General features: G+C 48.0%; 18 protein-coding genes. 12 read left to right on the forward strand and 6 right to left on the reverse strand.

Annotated elements, in window-relative coordinates:
• The first annotated feature begins 196 nt into the window (after nt 1-196).
• Nucleotides 197-379, forward strand: a complete 183-nt coding sequence (locus WN59_RS12915) for a hypothetical protein (RefSeq protein WP_046580764.1) — start codon at nt 197-199, stop codon at nt 377-379.
• A 53-nt stretch (nt 380-432) separates the two neighbouring features.
• On the opposite strand, the gene WN59_RS12920 is transcribed toward WN59_RS12915, so the two are convergent.
• Nucleotides 433-1,530, reverse strand: a complete 1,098-nt coding sequence (locus WN59_RS12920; RefSeq protein WP_046580766.1) for a glycerol dehydrogenase — start codon at nt 1,528-1,530, stop codon at nt 433-435.
• A gap of 189 nt (nt 1,531-1,719) precedes the next feature.
• Between WN59_RS12920 and WN59_RS12925 the strand changes: the two genes are divergently transcribed.
• From WN59_RS12925 to WN59_RS12935, 3 genes are all read left to right on the forward strand, one after another.
• Nucleotides 1,720-3,516, forward strand: coding sequence for a cation:proton antiporter (locus tag WN59_RS12925; RefSeq protein ID WP_046580767.1), 1,797 nt, complete (start codon nt 1,720-1,722; stop codon nt 3,514-3,516).
• 41 nt (nt 3,517-3,557) lie between these two features.
• Nucleotides 3,558-4,037, forward strand: coding sequence for a hypothetical protein (locus WN59_RS12930; protein WP_046580769.1), 480 nt, complete (start codon nt 3,558-3,560; stop codon nt 4,035-4,037).
• Nucleotides 4,038-4,139: 102 nt separating this feature from the next.
• Nucleotides 4,140-4,538: a hypothetical protein gene (locus WN59_RS12935; protein ID WP_197073426.1), complete on the forward strand. Its 399-nt coding sequence runs from the start codon at nt 4,140-4,142 to the stop codon at nt 4,536-4,538.
• Between the two features lie 25 nt (nt 4,539-4,563).
• Here WN59_RS12935 and WN59_RS12940 read toward each other — a convergent pair whose 3' ends face one another.
• Entirely contained in the window at nt 4,564-5,070 is a 507-nt protein-coding gene (locus WN59_RS12940; RefSeq protein WP_046580771.1) for a CueP family metal-binding protein, read from the reverse strand.
• A 130-nt stretch (nt 5,071-5,200) separates the two neighbouring features.
• Here WN59_RS12940 and ant(6) point away from each other — a divergent pair, with 130 nt between their 5' ends.
• The 7 genes from ant(6) to WN59_RS12975 all read left to right on the forward strand — a co-directional run bounded on the left by ant(6) (nt 5,201) and on the right by WN59_RS12975 (nt 10,321).
• The gene (gene ant(6) / locus WN59_RS12945; protein WP_046580772.1) at nt 5,201-6,058 is read left to right on the forward strand and encodes an aminoglycoside 6-adenylyltransferase; all 858 of its coding nucleotides are present in this window, start codon (nt 5,201-5,203) and stop codon (nt 6,056-6,058) included.
• A 2-nt stretch (nt 6,059-6,060) separates the two neighbouring features.
• On the forward strand, nt 6,061-6,855 hold the full coding sequence (locus tag WN59_RS12950) for an aminoglycoside adenylyltransferase family protein (RefSeq protein WP_046580773.1): 795 nt from the start codon (nt 6,061-6,063) through the stop codon (nt 6,853-6,855).
• 18 nt (nt 6,856-6,873) lie between these two features.
• Nucleotides 6,874-7,266 (forward strand): hypothetical protein, encoded by a 393-nt coding sequence (locus tag WN59_RS12955; RefSeq protein WP_046580774.1) that lies wholly within the window; start codon nt 6,874-6,876, stop codon nt 7,264-7,266.
• A gap of 276 nt (nt 7,267-7,542) precedes the next feature.
• On the forward strand, nt 7,543-8,997 hold the full coding sequence (gene abc-f / locus WN59_RS12960) for a ribosomal protection-like ABC-F family protein (RefSeq protein WP_046580775.1): 1,455 nt from the start codon (nt 7,543-7,545) through the stop codon (nt 8,995-8,997).
• A gap of 119 nt (nt 8,998-9,116) precedes the next feature.
• Entirely contained in the window at nt 9,117-9,653 is a 537-nt protein-coding gene (locus WN59_RS12965; protein ID WP_046580778.1) for a TetR/AcrR family transcriptional regulator, read from the forward strand.
• Nucleotides 9,654-9,962: a DMT family transporter gene (locus WN59_RS12970; protein ID WP_046580781.1), complete on the forward strand. Its 309-nt coding sequence runs from the start codon at nt 9,654-9,656 to the stop codon at nt 9,960-9,962.
• A 14-nt stretch (nt 9,963-9,976) separates the two neighbouring features.
• On the forward strand, nt 9,977-10,321 hold the full coding sequence (locus WN59_RS12975; protein WP_046580783.1) for a DMT family transporter: 345 nt from the start codon (nt 9,977-9,979) through the stop codon (nt 10,319-10,321).
• 62 nt (nt 10,322-10,383) lie between these two features.
• Here WN59_RS12975 and WN59_RS12980 read toward each other — a convergent pair whose 3' ends face one another.
• From WN59_RS12980 to WN59_RS12995, 4 genes are all read right to left on the reverse strand, one after another.
• Entirely contained in the window at nt 10,384-11,043 is a 660-nt protein-coding gene (locus tag WN59_RS12980; RefSeq protein ID WP_046580787.1) for a hypothetical protein, read from the reverse strand.
• Nucleotide 11,044: 1 nt separating this feature from the next.
• On the reverse strand, nt 11,045-11,911 hold the full coding sequence (locus tag WN59_RS12985; protein ID WP_046580789.1) for an ABC transporter ATP-binding protein: 867 nt from the start codon (nt 11,909-11,911) through the stop codon (nt 11,045-11,047).
• Nucleotides 11,908-12,285, reverse strand: coding sequence for a GntR family transcriptional regulator (locus WN59_RS12990; protein WP_046580791.1), 378 nt, complete (start codon nt 12,283-12,285; stop codon nt 11,908-11,910). Before WN59_RS12990 ends, WN59_RS12985 begins: the two co-directional genes overlap by 4 nt.
• Nucleotides 12,286-12,461: 176 nt before the next feature.
• Nucleotides 12,462-12,893, reverse strand: coding sequence for a MarR family winged helix-turn-helix transcriptional regulator (locus tag WN59_RS12995; RefSeq protein ID WP_046580793.1), 432 nt, complete (start codon nt 12,891-12,893; stop codon nt 12,462-12,464).
• A 94-nt stretch (nt 12,894-12,987) separates the two neighbouring features.
• Here WN59_RS12995 and WN59_RS13000 point away from each other — a divergent pair, with 94 nt between their 5' ends.
• Complete coding sequence (locus WN59_RS13000; RefSeq protein WP_046580795.1) at nt 12,988-13,722, forward strand: glucose 1-dehydrogenase; 735 nt, start codon at nt 12,988-12,990, stop codon at nt 13,720-13,722.
• Nucleotides 13,723-13,727 lie beyond the last annotated feature (5 nt).

Raw genomic sequence — 13,727 nt, forward strand, 5'->3', positions numbered from 1 at the left:
AATCACCTGGATTATATTGATATGCTGCATTGCAGCTGTTCATTGGTTACATTTTACTTGAATCCAGGGAAAGGTCAATCCTAAAGGATATATGGAGATCAATATCCCGGATGCAACCGTAATGAAGGCATAGCAGACCACTATTCAGGGTATTGTAATTACATGTCTTTCTATAAAAAGGTCGGCAGGTGATACTATGATCCTGAGGATAATAGTGAGTACAGTGGTACTGATACTGTTCTCAATCCCTCTCATTTCGACGATACGCAAAGAATACCGGGAGAATAACCGTGTGTCCAAATGGAGTGTGTTCTTCCTTGTGCTTGCCGTACTGCTCTGGCTTGCACTGGTGATTTCATTCTTTGCCTATATTATGTAACAGTAAGATGAGGTTCCCGGAAAATGACGGGAACCTCATCTTTGATCCGTGTATTATTTGCTGGCTTCACTGATTTCGCTTACTGCAAGTATGGCGTTCGCAATCTCTTCCGGTGTGATTCTGTCGCTCAGGTTGGCGAATGTGTCTTCCGGATCTGTTGCGAGTTTGCCGACTTTCACAAGGTCTTCGAAGCTTGTGTCTTCAAGATGCATCTCTTTGAGTGTCGTCGGCATACCGATTTTTTTATAAAATCCGATATACCTTTCCAGCGTTTCATCCGGACTGTTCTCAAGGACGAGCTGTACGAGTGTGCCGTAGGCCACTTTCTCGCCGTGGGAGAGATGGTGGATGTCACCGGAGAGTGAGGTGAAACCGTTGTGGATAGCGTGGGCTGCAGCCAGTCCGCCGTTTTCAAAGCCGAGGCCGGAAAGCAGTGTGTTTGCTTCGATGACTGCATCCACCTGCGGTGTCACGATGCCGTTTGAAGCGGCTTTATACGCAGCATGCCCGTGTTTGAAGATTGTTTCCTCACATTTTTCCGCAATCGCCATGGATGCGAGTGTCGGCTGGCCGCCGACCATGTTGTCGCCGTTACTTTTTTGTGCCGCCCTCGCTTCGACCAAGGTAGCCATGGCGTCACTCATGCCGGAGGCGAACAGTTTGGCAGGCGCATTGACGACGACGCCTGAATCGATGACGATCAGGTTCGGGTTCTTGTCATAGAACCTGTAGCCTGTGAATGCCCCTTCATCCGAATAGATGACCGACAGGGAACTGCTCGGCGCATCCGTCGATGCAGTGGTCGGTACAATGATGACCGGTGAGCCGAGGTCATCGGCAATCGCTTTGGACGTATCCAGCGTCTTGCCGCCGCCGACGCCGATGACGACGTCGGCGTCATTGTTTTTGGCAACTTCAGTCAGTCGGTCGATTTCAGCTTCTGAAGCTTCACCTTTGAATTCCTCGTATTTGAAATCGATATCCGCATTTTTGAAGCTTTCGGTAATTCTTTCCTCAGTGATCGACCAGACCATTTCATCCGATATGACCAATGGTTTCCCGGCCAGTTTTCCTGTTTCTTCTCCCAGTGTTTCAAGGACACCTTGTCCCTGTAAATATTTTCCCGGGGATTGGAATACATATTTAGCCATTTGAAAAGACCTCCAAATCTATTTTAATGCTGTTTGCATACATATGTCTCTATCCGTTTTATGTCATTGCAAACATTCCACCGGCTCATTTCACATAAATGTCATTTTACAGATCCGGAACGTTCATGGATTACCGGTACTTCGTTTACTGATATAATTGCACTAATAAAATGTCTGAGGGGTGTATATATGGATCTGCCAATAATGCTGGTCATCGTCTTATTCATAAGTCTCGGCATATTCAGCCAGTGGCTGGCGGGGCTGATCAGATGGCCCGCCATCGTCGTCATGTCCATCGCCGGACTTCTGATTGGTCCGGTTTTCCAGTTTGCCAATCCGGAGCAGATGATGGGCAGCGATCTGTTCAGCACCATCGTCTCCCTGGCTGTTGCCGTCATTCTGTTCGAAGGCAGCAGCAACCTGGACTACCGTGAATTGAAAGGGGTATCCAAGGCGGTCAGAAGGGTGATCACAATCGGTGCTGCCCTTGCCTGGATATTCGGCACTCTGTCAATGTACTATATACTGGGCTTCCCGCTGTCAGCTTCACTGGTAATGGCCGGTTTGCTCATCGTCACGGGACCTACGGTCATTACACCTTTGCTCAAGCAGGCAAAAATCAAAAACTCTGTAAATTCCATATTGAAATGGGAAGGAATCATACTGGACCCGGTGGGACCGCTGCTTGCACTGTTTTCATTCTATGTCTTCCAGGTCGTGGGTAACAATTTCAGCGGCACCTATATATTTGAATTCCTCATCGGCTTCACTGTGGCGGCAGTGCTTGGCCTCGGTGGATCTTATCTGTTCCGTCTGCTGATCAGGAAAGAGTATATACCGCAGCATCTGATGCCGCCTGTACAGTTCGCTTTCATCCTGCTGATATTCAGCATCAACGAGGCGGTGCTCCACGAATCCGGATTGCTGTCAGTGACGATTTTCGGGCTGGCGATGGCGAGGATGAAAAACCGGAATCTCATCTACAAACAGTCTGACGAATTCATCGAGGAAATCTCTCTGATCCTGGTTTCCACGGTATTCATCCTGATCACGTCTTCCCTGACACGGGATGTGCTGATCAACGTGCTCAACTGGGAACTGTTCATATTCTGTCTGGTGATGATTCTAATCGTGCGTCCATTATCCATCCATCTGTCCACGATCAATACGGAAATCGGCCTCAGGGAAAGATCATTCGTCGGAATGATTGCACCGCGCGGCATCGTCGCCCTCACAGTCGCCCAATTCTTTGCGGGTCTTTTCATCGATGCCGGTGTGCCGATGGCTGAAATGATCACACCTGTAACATTCGGCTTCGTTTTCGTCACCGTTGTTGTCTACGGCTTCGGTTTCAAGCCCCTCAGCCAGGCGATGAATCTCTCGAGCACCAGTCCGCCGGGGGTGATCATCATCGGGGAAAATGAATTTTCACTGCAGCTGGCAAAAAAATTGAAGGACCACGGCATACCTGTCATGATGTCGGACCTGCTGCATTTCACCTCAAGCAGGGCGGAGGAGTTCGGTATTGAAACATACAGAGGGAACCTTCTGTCGGAAGAAGACCGCATCTATACTGATCTGACCAGTTATGACAGGTGTCTCCTGATGACCCGGTCCTATGTTTTGAACAACCTTGCCTTCAATGAAATGTCCGCCGAATTCGGGTTGAGGAATGTCAAGATGCTGCCGATCTCCTCCATGGATCGGATCGTCAAATTCCGTCCCGAAGAATCACTCCGTCATCATATGCTCTTCGAAGAGACGCTCACCTATTACTGGCTGAATCAGTATATCGAAGACGCAGAAATCTCAGAAATGCCCGGCAGCGAAGCGGAAACCCTCAATGAAAATGACGTCGTTCTCTACCATATCGATGTGAATGGGAATGTGAGTTTCAAGCCGATCACGAGGGAGCTGGAGTATGCTGAAGATGGAGTCATCGGCTACTTGAAAGATGCGAAGAGATTCAGGGAAAATAATGAATGACAAGGAATATATCACAAAGAATATAATGCTGGAGGCGTCACATGAGTGTCTGGTTTCTGTTTAATGCCGCGCTGCTCTTATGGGCAGTCTGGAATGTCACGGCGGGGCTTTCGACCCATACGACATATGTTCATATAATACTGGGATTCGCCGGCTTCCTGTTCTTTATATTCAACTGGACACGGAACGCGGTGTTTTCAACCATCCGCAACGTTGAAAGCAGGGCAGTCAAAGTGAAGCTTGCCCGGATGTCGAAACGCATTGTCCCTTATCACAGATGGACAGGGACGACTGCCCTGATCCTCATCATGCTGCACGGTATGTCTGTGATCAGTTTCTATAGTTTCGATCTGTCGAACATGAAGATATTGACCGGGATGCTTGCAGCTCTGAACCTGCTTATTCTCGTACTGTCCGGCTGGTACCGGCTGTTGTTCGATTCCAGCTTGAAGATCAGGAGGCTGCACATCGGTCTTGGCATTTCAATGTTCTGTCTTACGGTGCTCCATTTCATCTTCTGATGTACCCGGGTAAAAGAAATCCCTGGCAACAGAGGGTTTATCCACTCCCCGCACAGTCAATCGGTCATCGTTATCGCCGGATTGTTATATACACTCGTTAAAATGTATGCAGTTCTGACGGGTGCAGGTCGTTACGGATTTGACCGGCTGCCATTATCCGTATACATGGGCTGGGTGACGATAGCGGCTCTCGTGAATATCTTTGCATTGGCAGTGAATAATGATGTTGAAACTTTCATCGGTCTGAACGAGCTTCCCTGGACAATCATCATGCTGGTTTTTGCGGCCCTGGCCGGCATAACAGTGGCACTGCGCTTTGAGGACTGGCTGTACCCGCTTGTATTCATCTGGCCGTATTTTGGCATCTATGCAGAAAATGACAGTATGTATATGAGTCTTGATACGACACTGCTGATAACTGCCCTGGCATTGCTGGCTGCCGCTGTCATGGCGGTCAGCAGAAGGCAAGGCGGGCAGCCTGACAGAAAAAGCTCCGGATAACAACTCCGGAGCTTTTTTAATATCCTCATTTCAGCTGCAGGTCGGTCAGGCATGTGCTGTCCCCTTCAAAAGTGGAGAACTCGTAGCTGCCTCCCTTACCATCATATGAAATGTCTATCGTATAATTTTTGTCGCTCGGCAGCCAGAAATCCATGAAGCCGTTATCGAGTGTAGTGACAGTTTCGTCGACATGGACATTGCCTTCATCATCGGTGATCTTCACATCCATATCTGCATTCACCAGTTCGCCTTGGCAGCCGGTCAGGCTGTGGATACTGCAGGGATGGGTGTATGTAATGAACGGTGCGATTGAAACGAAGAATTCACCGTTTGGCAGGTCATATATCTGCTCTCCGCTGTCATCGGTGACCATCAGTGATTCAGAGTCGATGGAAGCGGACTCTGCAATATTGCCTGCACTGAGTTCCGCAACATATTCCTTGGTGCTGCCTGCATCACTTTCCGCATTGCCGGAACACCCGGCGAGGATTGCGAGCACTCCGATAAGTGGTACCCATAGATATCTTTTCATGCATATCCCTCCTTTTTCCTCCATTATATCAACGCCTGGGTTTAAAAGACTCCGTGAATATAACGACTTTATGAACTGTACAGGCGTGATACCATGAAACTATGACAAAATTTTGGAAGAGGGGACAGGGATGCGGACAGAGGAGGAAATGATGGCTCTGATAAAAGCCATCGTAAACGAGGATGCGCGCGTCAGGATGCTGATGCTTGAAGGTTCACGGACCAATGTAAATATCCAGAAAGATGAATGGCAGGATTATGATATTACATTTTTTACTGATGATATCGCTTCTTTTCTGCAGGATGAATCATGGCTGAAAGCGTTCGGGGAAATAATCATGATGCAGACACCGGAGGCCATGGAGTTGTTTCCGGCTGAGGAAAAGGGGTATTCCTATCTTATGATGCTGGATGACTACAGCAAGGTCGATCTGACACTGATGGAGCTTGAAGATCTGGAGGAATATCTCGCAGAGGCCGGCCTCACGGAAGTGCTGATCGACAAGGATGGCAGGATGACTGAGGAAATCATCCCGACGGATGAAGCATTCCATGTAAGGAAACCGACCGCTGCCGAATTCGATGACAGCTGCAACGAGTTCTGGCATGTGACTTCGTATGTGGTCAAAGGATTGTGCCGTGGCGAAATACTGTATGCCATCGATCATCTGAACGGGATACTCCGTCCCGAACTGCTGCGCATGCTGTCATGGAAAGCATGCGTGGAGAACGGATTTTCGCTGAGTGTCGGCAAAAATTATAAATTCATCGACCGGTATATGGCTGAAGCAACGTGGGATAAACTGCTTGACTCCTATAATATGGGGTCAATAAGGCAGTGCTGGGAAAGCTTGTTCATCATCCATGAACTGTTCAGGGAGGCTTCCTGTGAAGTGGCAGAACTAATCGGCTGCACATATCCGTATTACGATGAAAACATCTCCAGGTTCACCGAAGATATGTACAAGCTGTACGGGAAGGGGAACTGACAGTGAATGGATATGATAAGAAGGCAAGACGGCAGATTGATGAAGTTCTTGAAGTGTCCAAAAGGGTGATCGGCCAGTCAATGAAAGCGGCGTATCTGTTCGGCTCGACTGCAGCAGGTGGATTAAAGAAAGACAGTGACATAGATATACTCATCATGTGCAAAAGAGAGCTGAGAGCCTGCGAGAAGCGACAGCTGATAGATGCGTACATGAAAATATCAGGTGAAATTGGTAATCCTGAAAATAAGAGGTATATGGAAATTACAATTGTGGATGAATCCGATATCTCACCATGGCATTATCCGCCCAAACAGGAAGTCCTGTACGGTGAATGGCTCAGACAGGATTTTGAGGCAGGAGAAGTTCCGGTAAAAGAGGAGAATCCCGATCTCGTCATTGTTTTAAAACAGCTTCTGGATAACCATTACATACTGTATGGCGATAAGCCGGAGGAGTTTATTCCTGAAATACCGGATACAGATGTTAAGAAAGCAATCAGAGATACGTTGCCGGAACTGATGGAAAGCTATGCAGGTGACGAAAGGAATACGCTGCTCACACTGTGCCGGATGATAGTGACTGTGAAAACAGGTGAAATCATACCGAAACACCATGCGGCAGAGAGAGTGCAAAATAGTCTTCCTGAAAATCACCAGGAACTGCTGCAATGTGCAATCTCGGGTTATCTTGGTGAGTACGACGACAGGGGCAGCTATAAGGGAGAAGACATGAAATCGCTGGTTGATTACCTGGGGAGGGCTCTGGGTAAATTATTAGTAGAAGGCAACCAGCTTTAGAATGGAGACTGATCACACATGACAAATAACAATGAAATGATAGATACCGCAGACAGGTGGATTGAATACTGCAATGAGCAGGACCTCGAAGGCCTGGCTGGAATCACAGCGGAAGAGCTTGAAGTCCACGGACCGAAAGGTACGGCGACAATCGATAAGACAGGGCTGAAAGAGTGGATGGAACGGGCGAACCTGAAACTTGAAACGTTTGAACATTACGCCAGGGACAACAAAGTCGTCATGGGGCAGCACGGCATCTGGCTGGACACAAACGGCGCTGTCAAAGGGGAGCAGGATGTATACACAGTGCTTGTATTCGACAGGGAAAAGGTGGGCGCTCTGGGGCGCTTTGATGACAAAGAGCAGGCATTTGATGTCACCGGCCTTGAAGAGGGAGACCGGATAAGATGAAAAGCTCTTAATTTCCAGCTGGAAATGTGGTAGAATAACATTATAAATATTGTACGGAAGGAGATTTTAAAAATGGGTGTCCCTAGAATTTGGCAATCACTTTTGAATAACTAACTTAATATTAATATTCAAAAGTCTTGCTATAACTATATTCTGAAGGGACGGGTGTATCCATTTTTAGGATGATCCTGAAAACGCGCGGAGATAGCATAAGGCTGTCTCTTTTTTGTGTGTGTAAAAATATAGTTTGCAGACTCATAAGGAGTGCAAATTATAATGAATGAACTATCAGTGAAATTGAAGGACATTGATGTGAGTTTTGGCAACAAGGACGTATTGAAGATTGGTGAACTGACGGCGTATATGAATGACAGGATTGCCATCATCGGGCCGAATGGTGCCGGCAAGTCGACGCTGCTCAAGATCATCGCGGGAGATTTCAAAGGGTTTGAAGGGACTGTGCAGCGTGAGATGGATTTCAATTACTTTGCCCAGATCGACGAGCTGGATGCGGCAGTGGATGACAGCTTCAACTTTGAACTGTTGAGCCGGCTGAATGTCCCCGACAATACGAATCTAAGCGGCGGGGAGGAGACGAAGTTTCGTCTGGCGCAGGCGCTCTCCGAGTATAAGCTCGGTCTGCTGCTGGATGAGCCGACGACCCACCTGGACCAGGAGAGTGTGAATCTGCTGATCGATGAACTGGAATATTATTTCGGCACTTTGATATTCGTCAGCCACGACCGGCATTTCATCAACAGTATGGCGGATAAGATATGGGAAGTGTCCGACGGCAGTGTCCGTGAATACACCGGAAACTACGATGACTATGAGGAGCAGAAAGAACAGGAAAACCTGGAGCATGAGCGCCAGTACCGGAGTTTTGTCAGTGAGAAGAAGCGGCTTGAGGCTGCAGCACAGAAGCAGATGGAAAAGGCTGCGAAGATGGGCGGGGACAAAGCCAGGAAACAGGATATCAAACCGGACCGGCTGAGTTCGAGCAAACAGAAGGACACCGTGCAGAAGCAGGCATTCAAAGCCGCCAAATCCATTGAATCGAGGCTCGGCCGGCTGGATGAAGTGGAGCGTATGGAAGACGGTACGTCACTGAGATTCCCGATGTCTGAAGCGATGGAAATCCACAACAAATTCCCGGTCATGGGACAGGATGTGACCGTGAAACGCGGAGACAGGGTACTGCTCGACAGAGTGAGTTTCCAGTTCCCGTTGGGCCGGACGGTCGCCATTATCGGAAATAATGGCTCCGGGAAATCCAGTCTGCTGCATGAAATCATGGAAGATGCCGAAGGCATGGACATTTCACCGAAAGTGAAGATTGAAAGCTACCGGCAGATGGACTATAAGATGTTCACTGATGAACCGGTGATCAGATATCTGATGAAACAGACCGAATTCCGGGAACCGCTGGTGAGGAGCATACTGCAGAACCTGGGGTTCAGCCAGGATGAAGTGACAAAGCCGCTCCATGATCTGAGCGGCGGAGAGGCGACGAGAGTATCGCTCGCTTTGATGTTCGTCAGGCCGTCCAATGTCATCATACTGGATGAACCGACGAACTTCATAGATCTGAACACTATTGAAGCTCTGGAGACATTCATCAGAGCGTACAGGGGGACCATCATCCTGACTTCCCACGACAAATACTTCGTCGAGCGGACGGCGGATCTGGTGTATGAAATCAGAAATGGGAAACTGGACAGAATGGAATAGGAAAGCTGTTTATTAGAAAAGTATGGATAGCCTCCATACTTTTTTTATTGCACAGCAGAGAAAAAGGATGTTATAATTACTATACTGAACGGTCAGTAAAGTGAATTTGGGGTGAAAGAATGAGGAAGAAAGAAGAACTGCTGCTGATGGCGGCTGAAATCATACAGAACGAAGGCATACAGGCACTGAGCATGGATTATCTTGCCCAGAAGGCGGATATCACAAAAGGCGGTGTGCTCTACCATTTTGAAAGCAAAGGGAACCTGCTTTTGAAAATGAACCAGATGGTGATTGACAACTTCGATGAAAAAGTGGAGAAGCATCAGAAGGATATGACTGGCAACTACCAGTTCACCCGGGCGTATGCACTGGCTACGCTTGACTATTTAAACCAGGACCAGCAGAGTTTTCTGCCCGCAGTCTTCATCGCTTCATATGCCGATAAGGACAGCCTGGACCTCTGGCAGCACTTTTCAGGCCAGTGGAATGATGCATTCCTGGCTGATACCGGAGACCGGGCGAAGATCATGAAACTCCGTCTGCTTGCTGACGGCATATGGTTCCATGTACTGTACTACAGGGATGATGTGAACAAGCGTGAGATAGAAAAGGTGATACACGAGGAATGCAGAATTTTGTCAGAGGAGGGAAGTTAAATGGGAATCCTGACTTTAGGCGGCGCCATACTCTCTGAAGTTTTTGGCTCCAGCATGCTGAAAGTTACAGCGGTTACGAATAACAGACTGCCGGTGGTTGGAATAATACTGGGCTATGGAATGGCATTCTACCTTCTGTCACTGGCTCTGATGACGATACCACTCAGTTTCGCCTATGCCGCATGGAGCGGAGTGGGGACTGCGCTGACCGCCCTGATCGGTTTCGGGGTTTTCAAGGAACAGCTGCGCCCAAAAACGGTGGTCGGCATCATCGTACTCATCATCGGTCTTGTGCTGATGAGGATATAAAGGAGAAATGGATTATGAAGAAATATATTTTTCTCGGCAGTGCAATCCTGTTCGAGGTGACCGGGACAACGATGCTGAATCTGTCGGAAGGTTTTTCCAATCTCATGCCGACAATAGCGATGGCGATATGTTTTGCCCTTTCATTCACCAGTCTGATCTTCGCCTTGAAAGCCATACCACTGAGCCTCGCCTACAGCATATGGGCAGGCCTTGGAACAGCCGGAGCCGGTCTGATCGGTATATTTCTGTTCGGTGAAACACTGTCCCCGGCCAATATCATCGGGCTTCTGGTGATCATCGCAGGTGTCGTCATCATGAATATGTCCGACGGCACAGGAAAACAGGCGCGGCGAGGATAAAAGACGCAGAAACGAGAACGCCCTTCCGATGACGGAAGGGCGTTCTATATTCATATTCACCTTTAAACAATATCCGATTTCACAATCTTTTTCCTTCCATATAAATAGGAAGCGGCGTAAACGATGATGCCGGCACCAAGCACGATGAACGGCAAGACGAACCGGTAGATGTCCCATCCGATGCCGAGGTCTATATTGTGGATTACCGTATTATTGAGCGGCATGAAATGGAACATATAGATGATGAACAACGGCAGGAAATAGATGATGTACCTTAAGATGGCACTGTCCAACCACGAGTTTGCAAATATTATGAGATAGATGCTCATCATGATCAGGCTGGCGCCCATGATCATCACAAGGCCGTAGTACAGATGATAGTCATGTCCGATGATCACGTAGGTCGAGAAGACTGCCACCGTGAACACGAGCATCAGGGCGTGATAGATATAATCAGCCTTCAGTATGTCGGTCTTCCGGATGGGCAGTGAGTACAGGAAATGATGGCTGTCGTTTTTTGTGATGAGTGTATGAATGTTCTGGATACTCGAGATGGTATAGACCATGACGATGAGGTTGAGCAGATTCACAAATGGCATGAACGGCTGCAAATTGATGAGGGACTGGCTGAAAGCGGCCAGCAGGTTGATGACGATCATGATGCCGCCCATCATCCATATCCATTTGGAGTACATCAGATTCAAATAGAGCTGTTTCTTCATATCAGACATCCCTCCGATTGTTTTTGATGAAGTACATCACTTCGTCCACGCTCAGTTTTTCAACGATCACTTTGTCTCCGAACAGTTCCTGCAGAGTATCCCATGAATTGCTCATCGCTTCAAAGCCGAGGGAATTGTCCCTTTTGCCGATCAGCAGCTCATTGGTTTCATCATCGAGCATACCTTTCGGCCCTTTGACCTTTTTGTAGGTATCGAGCAGGGCCTCTTTTTCCATGTTGAATAAAATCTCCCCGTCGTCGATCATCATGATATAGTCCGCAATACGTTCCAGGTCGCTGGTGATATGGGTGCTGAACAATATGGTGATCTCCTCGTTAATCATCAGCTCCTGCAGTATATCCAAAAGCTCCATCCTGAAAGTCGGGGCGAGGTTCGATGTCGGTTCATCCAGTATCAGCAGCTCGGCGTTATGACTCAGGGCAACAGCCAGGGAGAGTTTCACTTTCTCGCCTGTGGACAATTTCTTAATTCTGGTGTTTTCCGGTACCTTGAAGTCATCAAGATATTTGTGATAGACAGCGCTGTCCCACGCTTCAAAATAGACGGTAAGCAATTTTTCCAGCTTGGCGGGGGAGAGGTGTTCGGGAAAATTATCCTCGGCGAAAACCATGCCGATACGGTTCAGCAGATTTTCGCGGTCACGCTCGATATCGTCGGAACCGAGTATTTTTACATCACCCCGGTCCGCTTTCAACAGGCCGGTGAAATGATTGATCAGCGTCGACTTTCCGGCGCCATTATCGCCGACCATGCCTGTAATGTAGCCTTTCGGAATCTCAATGTCCAGGTCCTTTATTTCGAAGTTTCCTATTTGCTTATGAAGTCCTTTGACATCTATGGCATTCATTTCTTATCCTCCTCAATGACATGGATCATGTCGATCAGTTCCTCGGCGGAAAGGTCGATCTGATGTGCCGTTTTAAGCAATTCCTCGATATTCTTTTCAATTTCGAGCAGCACCCGTTCCCTTTGTATGTTCGCATTCTGTTCACTCACAAAAGTCCCTTTGCCGACAACGGAGTACACATATCCCTCCTGCTCAAGGTCCTGATAGGCACGCTTCGTCGTGATGATGCTGATCTTCAGCTCTTTCGCAAGCGCCCGCATCGACATCAGCGCTTCCCCCGGCTGGACTTCACTTGTCATGATGGCGCGGATAATCTCATTCTTCAGCTGTTCGTAAATGGGAGTGTCCGTATTGTTCGAAATCTGGATATTCACGGGAACACCTCTTCCGTATATAGTGTGTATACTCAATATATATAATATATACACTGGTGTCAAGCCGAGGTGAGATTCTTTTGTAAATAAGGAGGTATATGTTCTGTTAATAAAGACAAAAAGCTGACCGGTCATAACCGGCCAGCTTCCATGTGCACTTTCTGGATGAACTCTGCTCATTCATTCGCCTCATAATAATCCAGTATCTTTTTCTGGATTTCCGTATACTGCCGGACTTCTTCATCCGACAGGATAGAAAAGATCTCTTCGCTGATTTTCTGACCATGTTCCCGGGCATCATCCAAAAGCTTTATACCGCTGTCCGTAATGTCCAGCAGTACGGCGCGGCGATCTTCGGGACTCGTCTTTTTCACCACGTAGCCATCCTTTATCAACCTGTCCGAAATGCCCGTCATGGCCCCCGTCGTATAGCCGAGACTTTTGGAAATCTTAGACGGCATGGATGCCCCGTTCTTTCTCAGCAGATACAGGACCATGATCTGAGAAATATTCAGTTTGCCGTCGAAACGCTTCATGAACCTGAGTACCGTCTCGTTGTTTATCATCTCGGTTGTGTGAATCAGTTCGAGTAATGTATCTTTATCCATTGTGCACCTCAATCCATTAAATTTGACTTTATGCTTTACGAAAATTATCTTATTACTAAGATATATACTTGTAAACTATATAGGAGTGAGCTAAATGACAAGACTTGAAGGGAAAGTAATCGTAATCACAGGAGGCGCGCAGGGCATGGGGAAATCTCATGCCGAAAAATGTGTAGAGGAGGGCGCATTCGCGGTCATTACCGATATCAACGAAGAAGCGGGGATCAAGACAGCGGAAGAACTCGGGGAGCGTGCACTGTTCATCAAACACGATGTAACGAGTGAGGAGGACTGGGCCCATGTTGTAAGTACAGTCAAGGAAAAGTGGGACAGGATCGACTGTCTTGTCAATAATGCAGGCATCACACTGTATTCACCGATTGACCAGTTGTCTCTTGAAGACTATATGAAAGTGGTGAATATCAACCAGGTGTCTGTATTCCTCGGCATCAAGTCAGTGACGGAAATCATGAAGGCGCAGGGAAGCGGCGACATCATCAACATTTCTTCAATCAATGGCTTGGTCGGCGGTGCTGCCGGCTATACGGATACGAAATTCGCGGTGCGTGGCATGACGAAAGCGGCTGCGAAAGACCTGTCTCCGCATAACATAAGGGTCAACTCCGTCCATCCGGGCGTCATTCGCACACCGATGCTCGAACAGGAAGACGTTCGCGCGCAGGTGGAACAGTTCATCAGGACGATTCCGATGAGAAGAGTGGCGGAAGTCGGGGAAGTTTCCAATCTGATCGTATTCCTTGCGTCGGATGACTCCACGTATGCAACAGGTTCCGAGTTCGTACTGGACGGCGGCATCACAGCCCTCTGATAAAT

Source organism: Salinicoccus sediminis (genome assembly GCF_000986795.1).
GTDB classification, from domain to species: Bacteria; Bacillota; Bacilli; order Staphylococcales; family Salinicoccaceae; genus Salinicoccus; species Salinicoccus sediminis.

Excerpts from the sequence above, each read along its gene's own strand:
- WN59_RS12915 (WP_046580764.1), top strand. The coding sequence starts at position 197 with ATGATCCTGAGGATAATAGTGAGTACAGTGGTACTGATACTGTTCTCA.
- WN59_RS12920 (WP_046580766.1), bottom strand. The coding sequence starts at position 1,530 with ATGGCTAAATATGTATTCCAATCCCCGGGAAAATATTTACAGGGACAA.
- WN59_RS12925 (WP_046580767.1), top strand. The coding sequence starts at position 1,720 with ATGGATCTGCCAATAATGCTGGTCATCGTCTTATTCATAAGTCTCGGC.
- WN59_RS12930 (WP_046580769.1), top strand. The coding sequence starts at position 3,558 with ATGAGTGTCTGGTTTCTGTTTAATGCCGCGCTGCTCTTATGGGCAGTC.
- WN59_RS12935 (WP_197073426.1), top strand. The coding sequence starts at position 4,140 with ATGTATGCAGTTCTGACGGGTGCAGGTCGTTACGGATTTGACCGGCTG.
- WN59_RS12940 (WP_046580771.1), bottom strand. The coding sequence starts at position 5,070 with ATGAAAAGATATCTATGGGTACCACTTATCGGAGTGCTCGCAATCCTC.
- WN59_RS12955 (WP_046580774.1), top strand. The coding sequence starts at position 6,874 with ATGACAAATAACAATGAAATGATAGATACCGCAGACAGGTGGATTGAA.
- abc-f (WP_046580775.1), top strand. The coding sequence starts at position 7,543 with ATGAATGAACTATCAGTGAAATTGAAGGACATTGATGTGAGTTTTGGC.
- WN59_RS12965 (WP_046580778.1), top strand. The coding sequence starts at position 9,117 with ATGAGGAAGAAAGAAGAACTGCTGCTGATGGCGGCTGAAATCATACAG.
- WN59_RS12970 (WP_046580781.1), top strand. The coding sequence starts at position 9,654 with ATGGGAATCCTGACTTTAGGCGGCGCCATACTCTCTGAAGTTTTTGGC.
- WN59_RS12975 (WP_046580783.1), top strand. The coding sequence starts at position 9,977 with ATGAAGAAATATATTTTTCTCGGCAGTGCAATCCTGTTCGAGGTGACC.
- WN59_RS12980 (WP_046580787.1), bottom strand. The coding sequence starts at position 11,043 with ATGAAGAAACAGCTCTATTTGAATCTGATGTACTCCAAATGGATATGG.
- WN59_RS12985 (WP_046580789.1), bottom strand. The coding sequence starts at position 11,911 with ATGAATGCCATAGATGTCAAAGGACTTCATAAGCAAATAGGAAACTTC.
- WN59_RS12995 (WP_046580793.1), bottom strand. The coding sequence starts at position 12,893 with ATGGATAAAGATACATTACTCGAACTGATTCACACAACCGAGATGATA.
- WN59_RS13000 (WP_046580795.1), top strand. The coding sequence starts at position 12,988 with ATGACAAGACTTGAAGGGAAAGTAATCGTAATCACAGGAGGCGCGCAG.